The following is a 13022-nucleotide window of genomic DNA, read 5'->3' on the forward strand; positions in this document are numbered from 1 at the left end:
GCATTCCGGTTTGAACAGCCCTAACTGTCAGCGACGCCTGTTTGGCACCGTCACGTTGCCCCGAGGTTAAAGTTGACGTTCGCGTCAACCGCCACCAGTCTTTTGTCAGTATCTATCAGGAGCCGCCCGCATGTTCCCCTTCGTTCGCATGGCCAAAGAGTTCATTCTTCACCGCAAGGCTTCAGACCTGCCGGTGCTTGGCGTGCACGTGTCGCATCACCGCTGCTGGCCGCAGGATATCGATGTCTTTTTCGAAATGAACAACGGCCGCATCCTGACGATCCTTGATCTGGGCCGCACGGTATTGGCGCGGCGGGTCGGGCTGCTGTCCGCGCTGAGGGCCAACAAATGGGGTCTGACCATGGCTGGCGTGTCTGTGCGCTACCGCAAGCGGATCAGGCCGTTTGTCAAATTCAAGATGGTCAGCCGTGCCGTTGGCTGGGACGACAAGTTTTTCTATCTCGACCAGTCGATCTGGATCGGTGACGAATGCGCGGCACAGGCGCTCTACCGCTCTGCGATCACCGATCACAACGGCATCGTGCGCCCGCGCCGCCTGTTTGATTACATCGGCTATGAGGGCGAAAAACCTGTGCTGCCCGACTGGACACAGAACTGGATTGACGCGGACGCCACGCGCCCTTGGCCGCCGGAATTGCCCGAGGGTTGGGACAAGACCTAGCGTCACGAAAGCATCACTTGCCATCTGCCCCAGCGTCAGTGTCTTATCGCGACGGGACAAAGGGGACAGCAATGGCAACTGACGCGAAAAAGCGCATCTGGGGATGGATGGCGTTCGACTGGGCGGCACAGCCCTATTACACGCTTGGCCTGACGTTCATCTTTGGTCCCTACTTTGCAGTCGTGGCCTCCAACTACTACCTTGGCACCGGTCTGGAAGGCGAAGCTGCCAATGCTCAAGCGCAAAGCGTCTGGGCCATGGGTCAGACCATTGCCGGCCTTGTGATCGCCTTTACCGCGCCGTTTCTAGGGGCTTTTGCCGACAATACTGGCCGCAAAAAGCCATGGATCGTAGGCTTTTCCATCGTCTACATCATCGGCGCATGGTCGCTGTGGTACATGACGCCGGACAGCAGCAACCTGTTCATCTTCCTGCTGCTTTTCTACGTGGGCTTTGTCGCCGCAGAAAGCGCGCTGAACTTCATCAACGCCTATCTGCCGTCATTGGGCACCGACGAGGAGGTTGGCCGGATTTCAGGCTCCGGCGCGTCATTTGGCTATTGGGGCGGGCTGGTGTCGCTGATCCTGATGCTGGTGTTTCTGGCCGAAGATGCGACCACGGGCAAAACGCTGATCGGGCTTGATCCGCTGTTCGGGCTGGACCCTGCGAACCGCGAAGGCACACGCGCTGTGGGGCCGCTTATGGCGATCTGGTTTGCGATCTTCATGATACCGTTCTTTTTGTGGGTGCATGACAATCCCGCCGACAAAGGCAGCGTTCCGCCCATGTCAAAGGTCTGGAATGACCTGAAAACCACCCTGCGCAACGTGGCCCGCCGCCGCAGCACGGCATCGTTCCTGATCGGCGGCATGTTCTACCGCGACGCGCTGAATGCGCTTTATGCGTTCGGTGGCACATATGCCGTTCTGGTGCTGGGCTGGGAGACGCTGTGGCTGGGCGTCTTTGGCATCATCAGCGTGATCACGGCGGCGATCTTTACCTACGTTGGAGGGCGGTTTGACGCGCGGCTGGGGCCGAAGCCTGTCATTATCTTTTGCATCTGGATGCTGATGCTGGTCTGCACGATCATCGTTGGCATGTCGCGCACGCAGTTCTTCGGGCTGCCGATTGACGCAAATTCGATGTTTCCCGACCTGATTTTCTTTGGCTGCGGCGTTGTGATCGGTGGCGCGGGCGGTGCGCTTTATGCCGCGTCACGCTCGATGATGGTGCGCCACACCGACCCCGACCGCCCGACCGAGGCGTTCGGTCTGTTTGCCTTGTCCGGCAAGGCAACCGCGTTTCTGGCTCCTGCGCTGATCCTGCTTTTCACCTATCTGACAGGCAATGTGCAGCTTGGCTTCCTGCCGGTGATCTTCCTCTTTATTTTGGGTCTTGTGATGCTAAGGTGGGTCAACAAAGACGGAGAGCCAGCAGTATGATCCGCAATATCCTGATCGCCCTTTCAATTGCAGCCCTCGCCGCCTGTGGCGGTGATGATGACGCGACAGTCACACAGGCAGCGATTTCAACGCAGTCCAATAGCGGTGACACGCGGGTGGCAAAGCAGTTGTTCGGCAATATCCCGACGCCATCACCGCAATCGTCCGAGCCTTTGGGTTTCTATTCGCGGGGCTGTCAGGCCGGTGCTGTGCAACTGCCCGAAACGGGCCCGACATGGCAGGCCATGCGCTTGAGCCGTAATCGCAACTGGGGCCAGCCGGAACTGATTGACTATGTGCAGGACCTGTCGCGCTTTGCCGCGACCCTGCCCGGTTGGGAAGGGCTTTATGTCGGTGACCTCAGCCAGCCGCGCGGTGGTCCGATGCTGACAGGCCATGCCAGCCATCAGGTCGGGCTTGATGCCGATATCTGGATGCTGCCACCCGATCGTCTGAACCTGTCGCGGCAGGAGCGCGAGAATATCTCGTCGATCTCCATGCGTCGCCGTGCCGGTGCCTTCACAAACAGCAGCTGGACACCCCAGCACGAGGCCGTGTTGCGTGCCGCCGCATCAGACCCGCGTGTCGCACGCATCTTCGTTTTTCCGGGCGCAAAAGTTGCGATGTGTAACAACGCCACGGGTGATCGCAGCTGGCTGAACAAGATCCGGCCTTGGTACGGGCATCACTACCATTTCCACGTCCGGCTGAATTGCCCCCCCGGTGCTGTGGGCTGTGAAGACCAGCCAGCGCCGCCGGCGGGTGACGGCTGCGCCGATGCGCAGCAGTGGGTGAACAACATTTTGAACCCGCCGCCACCGGACCCCAACGCCACGCCACGTCCGCCACGCGGACCGGTCACGATGGCGCAATTGCCGGGCCAATGCCTGAGCGTGCTGAACGCCAACTAAATGCACCGTCAGATCGTGGCAGCCTTGCTGCTGACCTGCGCGCCGCAGGCGGTTGCCGCGCCCGCGCTTGAGCAATTTACATGGGTGCCAGACGACCCCGATATTGGCGGCCTGTCCGCCATCGAAGTGGCAGACAATGGCGCGGATTTTCTTGCGCTGTCTGATCGTGGGCTTTTCGTCAGCGGATCGCTGGTGCGCGATGACAGCGGGCGGATTGTTGATGTGCAGGCCGCCGGAACCACAAGCATAGACGTCCTGCCAAACGCCGCCGAAGGCCGCGCCGCGAAGGACAGTGAGGGGCTGGCCATCGCGCCCCACGGCACGATCTATGTCGCGTTTGAAGGCGCGCACCGCGTCAGCGCTTTTGACAGCGTGACCGCAACAGAGCGCCCCCTGCCCGCCCATCCTGATTTCCAGACCATGCAGAATAACAGCAGTCTTGAGGCATTGGCCATTGATCAGTCTGGTGCGCTGTACACGCTTCCCGAACGCACGGGCCGCTATGATCGCCCGTTCCCGATCTATCGCTTTGTTGATGGCGCGTGGTCGATCGCGATGCGCCTGCCGCGCGACGGGTCTTTCCTTGCTGTGGGGGCTGACTTCGGGCCGGATGGCTGGCTCTATATTCTTGAGCGCGACTTCACCGGCATCAGTTTTCGCAATCAGGTGCGCCGCGTCAATCTGGACACCGCGCGGGCCGAAATCGTTCTGCCGCCGCGCAAAACCTTTGGCAATCTGGAAGGGATCAGCGTCTGGACGGATGCCAATGGCGATGTACGTGTGACGATGATCTCGGACGATAACTATCATTTTCTGCTGCAAACACAGATCATCGAGTTCCGTCTAGGCGGTTGACGGGGCAGTCCGCCCCGCCTAAAGATCCGCGTCCCCGAACGGATCGGGGGCCAAGTGCCGCACCCTTGTCAAAACGGAACATTTACCAATGACACGCATCCTTCCCGGCGTTCTCGCCATGGCCGCTATTGTGGTCGCCTCGAATATTCTTGTGCAATTCCTCATCCTTGACGGATTGCTGACATGGGGGGCGTTTACCTACCCCCTCGCCTTTCTGGTCACCGATATCATGAACCGCCTTTATGGCGCTGCCACCGCCCGCAAGGTCGTGCTCGCTGGCCTTGTGACCGGGATCATCTGCTCGCTGATCGGGAGCCAGATCATGCTGGAGGGCGACGGTTTCACATATCCCGCCGTGGCCGTGCGTATCGCTATCGGATCTGCCGTTGCCTTTGGCGTGGCACAATTGCTGGACGTGGCCGTGTTCAACCGCCTGCGCGACGGATCATGGTGGAAAGCACCACTGGCCAGCACGCTGATCGGGTCGACTGTGGATACGGCGATCTTTTTCTCGATTGCTTTTGCCAGCGTCTTCAACGGCTTCAGCGCATCTGCCACCGAAGAGATCATCTGGGCGCAGGACGCGGTGCCGTTCCTGAACACAGGCCCACTTGTGCCGCTTTGGGTGACACTGGCCGTCGCTGACTGGGGCGTGAAGCTGGGCATCGCGCTGCTGGCACTGGTGCCGTTCCGCCTGATTGTGCAGCGCTATTCCCGCGCCGCGGCGTAAAATCCCACCGACGGTATATTTTTACTTGAAATATACCAGATGTATGACAACCTCTGTTTCAGGCGAAACATTTTGAAAGGAGGTGATCCAGTGCATCATGAGGTATTGGAGAAGTGTGTCGGGACAACTTGGGGGACGCTTGGCTAAGGCAATCTTTGGCTAAGACCAAACCAAGGTGGTGATCCTAACCGACCCACCTCCGCTAATTCAGGAAAGGGCCATCCCATTCGTCGGGGTGGCCCTTTTTCTTTGCGATTTGGGCCGTATGATTTGCGTGCACAGCGCGTGCACCGGACGCACACCGCGTTTGACAGTGCGGGACGCCTGCGGCGGGCGAGTATTTTTGGCAAAATGATGCGAGGCTGGCGATGAAAGTGAACGACCAGATCACAATCGAGTACTGGGAAGTCACCGAACAGTTCACGCGGTCTTCCGGCCCCGGTGGGCAGAACGTGAATAAGGTGTCGACGGCAGTGGAACTGCGGTTCGAGGCCGAACGCTCGCCCAATCTGCCCGCGCCTGTGAAGACGCGGCTGCGGCGGCTGGCGGGGCAAAAGTGGACCAAGGACGGCGCGGTGGTGCTGTTTGTGCAAGAGACCCGCTCGCAAGCCCGCAACCGCGACATCGCGCGCGAGCGGCTGGTGGAACTGATCCGCAAAGCCGTCGAGGTGCCTAAACGACGGCGCCCGACGCGGCCCACCTACGGGTCGGTGAAACGGCGGCTGAAAGAGAAGAAGGTCCGCGGCGAAGTGAAGGCACTGCGTGGGAAGGTCGAGGAATAAGGGAACGCGGCGGCAGGTGCGGCGTTGGTTGGTTGAATAATGAAGGAGACCTCCATGTCAGACCCCAGCAAACCAACCCCACCCAACGGCTTTAACCTGCGCAGCGTGCTCTACGCGCTGATCCCGATTGGCTTCATCGCGATTGTGCTGGCGCTTGTGCTGGGCGGCGAGGTCGAGCAGGCGACGGATGATGATATTGTGGAGGGGATTGAGGAGGGGGAGTGATGGCGGCAAACTGAACTTCGCTTTGAATAGTCCAAAAGTCACCAATGCGGCTGGAGAAGTGCTCTATGCAATTACGCTAATGTCCAGTTTCATCGGACGAGACTTGTCCGACAAATAGATTAGAAATACGCGTTAGACAGCCTGCCGCCATTTGGAGACTGTTTGGAGCGCGGCGTCTCGTCCCTCATCGATTTTATCTGGATTGGTCTTATTGGAAAGTGAGACGCGGTGTTTTTGTCCGAGAAAGTAAGCGATGCGCTCGCCGTTCGCGCCTGAGGGATGTGGCACTCCTTTTACAATACGAGACGGGTCGATAGAGCCCAGTTTCGCGAGATACCGGCACGCATCTGTCGCGGCTGGGCCTAGCGGTAGCACAAGCGCGTTTGGAAGGATTGCAAGCTCTTGAGCAGTAAAACTCATCAACTGCTCACGAAGCATGGGAGACGTGGTCATCTTTGGAGACGACCCTGTGTAATTTTTGCCTTCCATAAAAACGGGATAGCGTAGAGCGGACGCAAACTGTACGAGTCCGATATGTTGGCCCCAAAGCGTGGCGCAAGTCGGGATATCTAGCGCTTTGTTGACGCCTATGAGGTCCAGCATTTTTAATAGGTTGATCCGCATGGGGCCAGAGAAGGAAGCATGCTTCTTAGCTCTAGAAAGTGCTTCGGCGTCCGTAGTACCCAAACTCAGGGCGCGTTGCATTTCGTGGATGGCTGCATTGGCTTGCTGCTCGCCTGGGGTGATACCCAGAATGACAAGCTGAGCGGTCGGGTTGATGTGGTCGAAGGGAGCGTAGCGTACTTCGAGAGCGCCTTCCGTACCGATCAGAAGGCGTGAATCGCGAATGTTTCGAGCGTTTAGAAGTGCATGCCGATAGTGTTCAAAAGCCATGGATACTATTCTGTCTCTTGGTCTAAAATTGGAAGGTTCGGTCTGGAAGACAATGTCGTTCAGTGTTAGCCCAGCCGTAAGCGGCGCCCATGTCAAACCTCTGATGTGTTTCAAGTAAATTGCTGAGGCTTTTCTAAACTCCCAATAATGTGAAGCTATGATTAGATAGCACGCCATGCAACGAGAGCTGTCCGGCTCCCAGAGCAGTCATTTCTCCACGCGGCGGAATCTGTGAATTTTGGCTCTAGAGCAATTTTCAGCGCAAAAGCAAAATGTCCGGTGGCGGTCAACACCTAAACCACAACCTCCACCCGATCCTGCGCACCGACCCCGAACACCCGCTTATACCGCTCAATTTCCGCCTCCGGTCCCATGGCTTTGTTGGGGTTGTCGGAGAGTTTCACGGTGGGATTGCCGTTGGCCTCGACAGCTTTGCAGACGAGTGAGAACGGGGCGAGGGCGTCGTCGGGGGCGAGGCCTTTGAAGTCGTTGGTCAGCATTGTGCCCCAGCCGAAGGACACGCGGACGCGGCCTGCGAATTGCTTTTGCAGGGTCACGATCTTGTCTACGTCCAGCCCGTCCGAGAAGATCACCAGCTTTTCGCGCGGGTTTTCGCCACGGCTTTCCCACCAGCGGATCGCGTTTTCGGCCCCCGTCGCGGGGTCGCCTGAATCGATGCGGATGCCTGTCCAGCCCGCGAGCCAGTCCGGTGCGCCGTCCAGAAATTGCGGGGTGCCGTAGGTGTCGGGCAGGATGATGCGCAGGTTGCCGTCGTGTTCGGCGTGCCAGTCGGACAGCACGTCGTAGGGTGACTGGCGCAGGGCGGCGTCATCCTCGGCCAAGGCGGCGTAGACCATGGGCAGTTCGTGGGCGTTGGTGCCGATCGCTTCGATTTCGCGCATCATGGCGATGCGGCAGTTGGAGGTGCCTGTGAAGTTGTCACCCAACCCCTCTTTCAGCGCCTGCACGCACCAGTCCTGCCAGAGGTAGGAATGACGGCGGCGGGTGCCGAAATCGGCAAGCCGCAGATCGGGCACGTCGCGAAGTTTCTCGACCTTTTCCCAGAGTTTCGTCATGGCGCGGGCATAAAGCACCTGAAGTTCAAAGCGGCCCATATCGCCCAGAACGGCGCGGCCGCGGAGTTCCATGATCGTGGACAAAGCGGGAATTTCCCAGAGCATCACCTCGGGCCATGTGCCCTCAAACGTCAGCTCATACTGGCCGTCGCGTTTTTCCAGATGGTAGGGCGGCAGGCGCAGGTTTTCGAACCAGTCCATGAACTCAGGCGAAAACATCTGGCGCTTGCCGTAGAACGTATTGCCGCGCATCCACGTGCTTTCGCCGCGCGACAACGACAGGGAGCGGATGTTGTCGAGCTGCTCGCGCAATTCGCCCTCGTCCACCAGATCGGCAAGACGGACGTGTTTGGATCGGTTGATCAGGCTGAAGGTGACCTGCGTGTCCGGCTTGTTGCGGAACACCGACTGGCACATGAGCAGCTTGTAGAAATCCGTGTCGATCAGCGACCGCACGATAGGGTCGATCTTCCATTTGTGGTTCCAGACGCGTGTGGCGATATCGACCATGATCTTATCCTAGCTGCCGCGTTGCCGCGCGTTCATCGCCTGATCGTGGAGCCGTTTGCTCACGTCGGGAGATACACCAAGGATCGCCTCGACCTCGTGGAGCAGTTTGTCTTCCTCCTCCTCCTCGATCCCGTCGGCGAAAACGACAGACCACATGGCGGCCACGGTGGCTTCGCGTTCAACGGGGTCAATGGCGTCGTGCAGGATGCCCGCCAATTCGGCGGTGTCCGGCATTGCCTCTTCCAGTTTTTCACAAGATGCGCGCAGTTTGGCGGCCTCGACCGGGTTCAAGTCATAGCGCGCGGCAAGCACATCATCGATCTGGTCGATCTCTTCGAACAGATAGGCGTGATCGGCCTTGGCGGCGCGGATCAGCAAAGCGCCCAGCGCGTGCTGCACGTCCGCTGGCGGCAGCGGGGTTTCTGACGGAGTGGCCGTGCCACGAAAAAGCGAAAGGATACCTTCAAACATAGCCTGACTTCCTGTTTGTTTTGCAGCAGCTTACGCAGACCGCCCCGCACACGCCACCCCTTTGGCTTGCTAAGCAAAGGCGGCACGCGTAACGCTTGCACAATGCAGCAGAAATACCCCACATCCCTGATCGGCCTTGTTGTGTTGGCAATGACTTGCATCGTAGGCGGTGACGCTGCGGGCAAGGTGCTGACAGGCCAAGGCTTCAGTGCTTATTTCGTGGCATGGGCGCGGTTTTCCGTGGCCGTGGTCGTCATCGCGCCGTTTTGCGGATTGCAACGGGCCGAGATGCCGATGCTGATCCGCTGGCCTGTCATTCTGCGGGCGGCGCTCATTTCAGTTGCGATTGCCTGCATCCTCACCGCGCTCAAGACAGAGCCTATGGCGAACGTCTTTGGCGGGTTCTTTATCGGGCCGGTCGTGGCCTACTTCCTGTCAGCACTGGTGCTAGGAGAACGGATTTCGTTTGCCCGCACGGCGCTGTTGATGGTCAGCTTTGCGGGCGTGCTATTGGTCGTGAAGCCGGGGTTCGGGATGACAGCAGGCATGGGTTTTGCCGTCTTGGCGGGCTGTTTGCACGGGTCCTATCTTGTCACAACGCGCTGGCTGGCAGGCGATTACAGACCACGGTTTTTGTTATTCTCGCAACTGGCCATCGGTGCGGTGATCCTTGCGCCAATGGCGTTGGGCAGCCTGCCACCGCTGACATGGGCTGTGGCAGGATTGCTGGCTATTTCGGCACTTGGTTCTGCGGGCGGTAACTTCATTCTGGTGAACGTCAGCCGCACCACACCCGCCGGTGTCATCGCGCCGCTGATCTACAGCCAGCTTTTGGTGGCAATGGTGTTGGGATTGGTTGTGTTTGGCGACTTTCCCGATGGGCTAAGCCTGATCGGGCTGGTCGTGATTGCTGTGGCTGGTGTGGCATCGGTCTGGTTCGCCGGGCGTGGCCGCTAGGGGCATCCGGTAACACTTTTGGCGCAAACGTGAGTTTACCGCACAGGGCTTTGCGGCGATGGTCCGCGCCAAAGCCATAAGGACACCAGATGCGCATTCTCCTGACGATAGCCCTGATGATCTGGGGCGCGATGGCCGCCGCCCAATCCATTCAGCCCCGCGACGGTTGGGTCGTCATGCAAAGTGACAAGCCCTTTGATGTGCTGCTTGAAGATACGCGCGCCGCCGTGCGTGCAAACGGCATGGCCGTGGTGACGCAAGCAGGCCCAACAGGTGCCGCCACCAACCGCGGCATCACCATCCCCAACAATCGCGTCATGGGCGTTTTCAACAACGTCTTTGCCGTGCGTATCCTGAACCTGTCCACCGCCGCGATGATCGAGGCCCCCATCCGGCTTTATCTGACAGAGGACGATGCAGGTGCTGCAGCGCTGTCCTACAAAACGCCCAGCTTTGTCTTTGCGCCCTACATGACCGAAGGTGGCGATGATCTGGCCGCTGCTGCTGCCGAACTGGATGCCATTTTTCTGGCGATTGCCGAAGCGGCACGCTAACCCTGACCTGACCGGAATTTAGGATACCAAGATGACCGAAGCCCTTCGCGCCGCCGATGTTCTGGCCCGCCGCCTTTATGATGCCGGATGTCGCCACGCTTTTGGCATGCCCGGTGGAGAGGTGCTGACGCTAATCGACGCGCTGGAAAAGGCGGGAATCAAGTTTATCCTGACACGGCACGAAAACGCCGCCGGCTTTATGGCCGAAGGGGCGCATCATATGGATAGCGCCCCCGCGATTATGGTTGCCACCGTCGGGCCGGGTGCGATGAACGGTGTGAACGTCGTCGCAAACGCCGAGCAGGACCGCGTGCCGCTGATTGTGCTGACAGGCTGCGTCGATGCGCATGATGCGCAAAGCTACACCCACCAAGTGCTGGATCATCGCGCCGTTTTCGCCCCGATCACGAAAGCCACGTTCACGCTGGATGCCAAGGCCGCTGGCATCATCGTGGAAAAGGCGCTGGGCATCGCAACCGAAGGTCGATCCGGCCCCGTGCATATCGACGTGCCGATCTCTGTCGCCGATGCACCAGCCGCCCCCGCACCGGCACGCCGCGCGGTGGCGAGCCCTGTGGTTCCTGCAGGTGACGATCTTGCGACGGCCCAAAGCTGGATCGCGCAGGCAGATAGGCCCGTGATGATCGTCGGGCTGGATGTGCTGAAAGATGATGCCGCTGCGCAGGTGCAGGCTTTTGCCGAACGCTACAACGTGCCTGTCATTACCACCTACAAGGCCAAGGGTGTGATCCCCGAAAGCTACCCACTTTCCCTTGGTGGCGCGGGGTTGTCACCGCTGGCTGATACCCATCTGCTGCCGCTGATCCGCAAGGCCGATCTGGTGATCTGCGCAGGCTATGACCCCATCGAAATGCGCCCCGGTTGGCAGAATATCTGGGACGCTGCAGAGGTGAACGTGATCGACATCACCGCGGCCCCGAACCACCACTTTATGCATCAGGCGACGCTCAGCTTTATCGCCGATACCGGCGCCACGCTGGATGCGTTTTCTACCGCAGCGCCGCGCAAAACATGGGTGGGCGACGAGCCCGCACAGACGAAAAACTTGCTTTCCAAAGCCTTCCCGCAGGATGATGTCTGGGGCCCATCCGGCGTGATCGCCGCCTGCCGCGACGCCCTGCCCGCTGACGCGATTGCTACCGTAGATAGCGGCGCGCACCGGATCCTGTTGTCGCAAATGTGGACCTGCGACGCCCCGCGCACGCTGCTGCAATCGTCGGGCCTTTGCACGATGGGTTGCGCTGTTCCGCTGGCGATTGGCGCGAAAATCGCAGCACCTGACCGCACGGTCGTCAGCTTTTCAGGCGACGCGGGCTTCCTCATGGTTGCGGGGGAGTTATCCACAGCGGCAGAGCAGGGCCACAACGCCATCTTCGTGGTGTTCGTTGACCAATCCCTCGCCCTGATCGAGCTGAAACAGCGCCAGCGCCAGATGGATAACAGCGGCGTTGATTTCATGGGCCACGACTATGCCGCGATCGCCCGCGCCTTTGGGGGCAACGGCGCCACTGTCACGTCGCGTAACGACCTGACAGCCGCGCTTGCCGATGCGCAAAAGGCCGACACTTTCACCCTGATTGCCGCCGTGATTGACCGGCAGTCCTATGACGGGCGTATCTGATATGGCGGGCGCATTGGACGGACTGCGCGTGCTGGACCTAAGCCGCATTCTGGCGGGGCCAACCTGCACGCAGCTGCTAGGCGATCTGGGGGCAGAGGTCATCAAGATCGAAAACCCCGGCACAGGCGGCGACGATACCCGCACTTGGGGGCCGCCGTTCATCGCAGACACAGACGGCATACAAACCGATCTTTCCGCCTATTTCATGTGCGCCAACCGCAATAAATTATCCGTCGCCGTCGACATCACCACAGCCGAGGGACAGGACACGATCCGCGCCCTTGCGGCACAGTGTGACGTGATGATCGAGAACTTCAAACCCGGTGGGTTGGCCAAATACGGGCTGGACGCGGACACCATGCTGGCCGCTGATCCATCGCTGGTTTACGCGTCGATCTCGGGCTACGGGCAGACCGGCCCCAACAGCGCGAAACCGGGCTACGATCTGATGGCCCAAGGCTATGGCGGGATCATGTCCCTGACCGGAGAGCCGGACGGCGAGCCGATGAAAACCGGCGTGGGCATCGCGGATGTGATGTGTGGCATGTACGCGACCGTCGGCATCCTTGCCGCCCTGCGCCACCGCGATAAAACCGGTGAAGGCCAGCATATCGACATCGCCCTTGTCGACAGCCAGATCGCATGGCTGATCAACGAAGGCGTGAGCCACCTGACAACAGGTGCCAAGCCGAAACGGCGCGGTAACGGGCACCCGAATATCGTGCCGTATCAGGTGTTTGCCTGTGCCGATGGGCATGTGATCGTGGCCGTTGGCAACGACAGCCAGTTTGCACGGTTCTGCGGGTTTCTGGGCGCGGATGAACTTGCGACTGACCCCCGTTTTGCCACGAACCCGGCAAGACTTGAAAACCGTGACGCTTTGATCGCACAGCTTGTCCCGCTGCTGGCCGCGCACCCGATGGACTCCATCATCGCGGGACTTGAGGCGGTAAAGGTGCCGGTGGGGCCGGTGCAGACGCTCGATCAGGTGTTCGGCTCTGATCAGGTGGCCGCCCGCGATATGATCGCCACGATCCCGCGTGATGATGTGGCAGACGGCCATGTCCGCGTCATCGGTAATCCGCTGAAGCTGTCAAAGACGCCGGTGACCTATCGTCATGCGCCGCCGCGCTTTGGGCAGGACACCGCCGATGTGCTGGCCCGTCTGCGGTCAAAGCCCTGAAATCAGGTATAAAAAGCCAAACTGAAACATACCTGACAGGCGCGTCAATCACGGACCTGTGACAAGGCAAAGCCGCGATTCGTAGGTATGTCGAAGGCGACCGGGTGA

At 59.7% G+C, this 13022-nt stretch carries 14 protein-coding genes; 11 read left to right on the top strand and 3 right to left on the bottom strand.

Annotated features, from left to right (window positions below; translation table 11 throughout):
* Window positions 1-130 precede the first annotated feature (130 nt).
* The 7 genes from V8J84_RS00170 to V8J84_RS00200 all read left to right on the top strand — a co-directional run bounded on the left by V8J84_RS00170 (window position 131) and on the right by V8J84_RS00200 (window position 5627).
* Window positions 131-682, top strand: a complete 552-nt coding sequence (locus V8J84_RS00170; protein WP_339927448.1) for an acyl-CoA thioesterase — start codon at window positions 131-133, stop codon at window positions 680-682.
* A 71-nt stretch (window positions 683-753) separates the two neighbouring features.
* Window positions 754-2124, top strand: coding sequence for an MFS transporter (locus V8J84_RS00175; protein WP_339927450.1), 1371 nt, complete (start codon window positions 754-756; stop codon window positions 2122-2124).
* Window positions 2121-3035, top strand: coding sequence for a penicillin-insensitive murein endopeptidase (gene mepA / locus V8J84_RS00180; protein ID WP_339927451.1), 915 nt, complete (start codon window positions 2121-2123; stop codon window positions 3033-3035). Before V8J84_RS00175 ends, mepA begins: the two co-directional genes overlap by 4 nt.
* Entirely contained in the window at window positions 3036-3890 is an 855-nt protein-coding gene (locus V8J84_RS00185) for an esterase-like activity of phytase family protein (protein WP_339927453.1), read from the top strand.
* An 88-nt stretch (window positions 3891-3978) separates the two neighbouring features.
* The gene (locus V8J84_RS00190) at window positions 3979-4620 is read left to right on the top strand and encodes a queuosine precursor transporter (protein ID WP_339927455.1); all 642 of its coding nucleotides are present in this window, start codon (window positions 3979-3981) and stop codon (window positions 4618-4620) included.
* A gap of 368 nt (window positions 4621-4988) precedes the next feature.
* On the top strand, window positions 4989-5402 hold the full coding sequence (gene arfB, locus V8J84_RS00195) for an alternative ribosome rescue aminoacyl-tRNA hydrolase ArfB (RefSeq protein ID WP_339927457.1): 414 nt from the start codon (window positions 4989-4991) through the stop codon (window positions 5400-5402).
* A 54-nt stretch (window positions 5403-5456) separates the two neighbouring features.
* The gene (locus V8J84_RS00200; protein ID WP_339927458.1) at window positions 5457-5627 is read left to right on the top strand and encodes a nicotinate phosphoribosyltransferase; all 171 of its coding nucleotides are present in this window, start codon (window positions 5457-5459) and stop codon (window positions 5625-5627) included.
* Window positions 5628-5759: 132 nt separating this feature from the next.
* Here V8J84_RS00200 and V8J84_RS00205 read toward each other — a convergent pair whose 3' ends face one another.
* From V8J84_RS00205 to V8J84_RS00215, 3 genes are all read right to left on the bottom strand, one after another.
* The gene (locus tag V8J84_RS00205; RefSeq protein ID WP_339927460.1) at window positions 5760-6521 is read right to left on the bottom strand and encodes a hypothetical protein; all 762 of its coding nucleotides are present in this window, start codon (window positions 6519-6521) and stop codon (window positions 5760-5762) included.
* Window positions 6522-6814: 293 nt separating this feature from the next.
* Complete coding sequence (gene pncB, locus V8J84_RS00210) at window positions 6815-8107, bottom strand: nicotinate phosphoribosyltransferase (protein WP_339927462.1); 1293 nt, start codon at window positions 8105-8107, stop codon at window positions 6815-6817.
* Window positions 8108-8116: 9 nt separating this feature from the next.
* Window positions 8117-8578, bottom strand: coding sequence for a tellurite resistance TerB family protein (locus tag V8J84_RS00215; RefSeq protein ID WP_339927464.1), 462 nt, complete (start codon window positions 8576-8578; stop codon window positions 8117-8119).
* Window positions 8579-8680: 102 nt separating this feature from the next.
* Here V8J84_RS00215 and V8J84_RS00220 point away from each other — a divergent pair, with 102 nt between their 5' ends.
* The 4 genes from V8J84_RS00220 (at window position 8681) to V8J84_RS00235 (ending at window position 12914) form a co-directional block, all read left to right on the top strand.
* A complete protein-coding gene (locus tag V8J84_RS00220) occupies window positions 8681-9535 on the top strand; it encodes a DMT family transporter (protein WP_339927466.1) in 855 nt (284 codons plus the stop codon).
* 89 nt (window positions 9536-9624) lie between these two features.
* Window positions 9625-10089 (top strand): DUF302 domain-containing protein, encoded by a 465-nt coding sequence (locus V8J84_RS00225; protein WP_339927468.1) that lies wholly within the window; start codon window positions 9625-9627, stop codon window positions 10087-10089.
* Window positions 10090-10120: 31 nt separating this feature from the next.
* Window positions 10121-11731, top strand: a complete 1611-nt coding sequence (locus V8J84_RS00230; RefSeq protein WP_339927469.1) for a thiamine pyrophosphate-binding protein — start codon at window positions 10121-10123, stop codon at window positions 11729-11731.
* The gene (locus V8J84_RS00235; RefSeq protein ID WP_339927470.1) at window positions 11715-12914 is read left to right on the top strand and encodes a CaiB/BaiF CoA transferase family protein; all 1200 of its coding nucleotides are present in this window, start codon (window positions 11715-11717) and stop codon (window positions 12912-12914) included. The genes V8J84_RS00230 and V8J84_RS00235 overlap by 17 nt, the downstream gene beginning before the upstream one ends.
* The last annotated feature ends 108 nt before the right edge of the window (window positions 12915-13022 follow it).

This window comes from Yoonia sp. 208BN28-4, assembly GCF_037543925.1.
GTDB lineage: Bacteria > Pseudomonadota > Alphaproteobacteria > Rhodobacterales > Rhodobacteraceae > Yoonia.

Bases quoted from the DNA above. Each gene is read 5' to 3' on its own strand.
- V8J84_RS00225 (WP_339927468.1), top strand. From the start codon at position 9,625: ATGCGCATTCTCCTGACGATAGCCCTGATGATCTGGGGCGCGATGGCC.
- V8J84_RS00205 (WP_339927460.1), bottom strand. From the start codon at position 6,521: ATGGCTTTTGAACACTATCGGCATGCACTTCTAAACGCTCGAAACATT.
- V8J84_RS00170 (WP_339927448.1), top strand. From the start codon at position 131: ATGTTCCCCTTCGTTCGCATGGCCAAAGAGTTCATTCTTCACCGCAAG.
- V8J84_RS00230 (WP_339927469.1), top strand. From the start codon at position 10,121: ATGACCGAAGCCCTTCGCGCCGCCGATGTTCTGGCCCGCCGCCTTTAT.
- V8J84_RS00220 (WP_339927466.1), top strand. From the start codon at position 8,681: ATGCAGCAGAAATACCCCACATCCCTGATCGGCCTTGTTGTGTTGGCA.
- V8J84_RS00235 (WP_339927470.1), top strand. From the start codon at position 11,715: ATGACGGGCGTATCTGATATGGCGGGCGCATTGGACGGACTGCGCGTG.
- V8J84_RS00215 (WP_339927464.1), bottom strand. From the start codon at position 8,578: ATGTTTGAAGGTATCCTTTCGCTTTTTCGTGGCACGGCCACTCCGTCA.
- V8J84_RS00190 (WP_339927455.1), top strand. From the start codon at position 3,979: ATGACACGCATCCTTCCCGGCGTTCTCGCCATGGCCGCTATTGTGGTC.
- pncB (WP_339927462.1), bottom strand. From the start codon at position 8,107: ATGGTCGATATCGCCACACGCGTCTGGAACCACAAATGGAAGATCGAC.
- mepA (WP_339927451.1), top strand. From the start codon at position 2,121: ATGATCCGCAATATCCTGATCGCCCTTTCAATTGCAGCCCTCGCCGCC.
- V8J84_RS00200 (WP_339927458.1), top strand. From the start codon at position 5,457: ATGTCAGACCCCAGCAAACCAACCCCACCCAACGGCTTTAACCTGCGC.
- V8J84_RS00175 (WP_339927450.1), top strand. From the start codon at position 754: ATGGCAACTGACGCGAAAAAGCGCATCTGGGGATGGATGGCGTTCGAC.
- V8J84_RS00185 (WP_339927453.1), top strand. From the start codon at position 3,036: ATGCACCGTCAGATCGTGGCAGCCTTGCTGCTGACCTGCGCGCCGCAG.
- arfB (WP_339927457.1), top strand. From the start codon at position 4,989: ATGAAAGTGAACGACCAGATCACAATCGAGTACTGGGAAGTCACCGAA.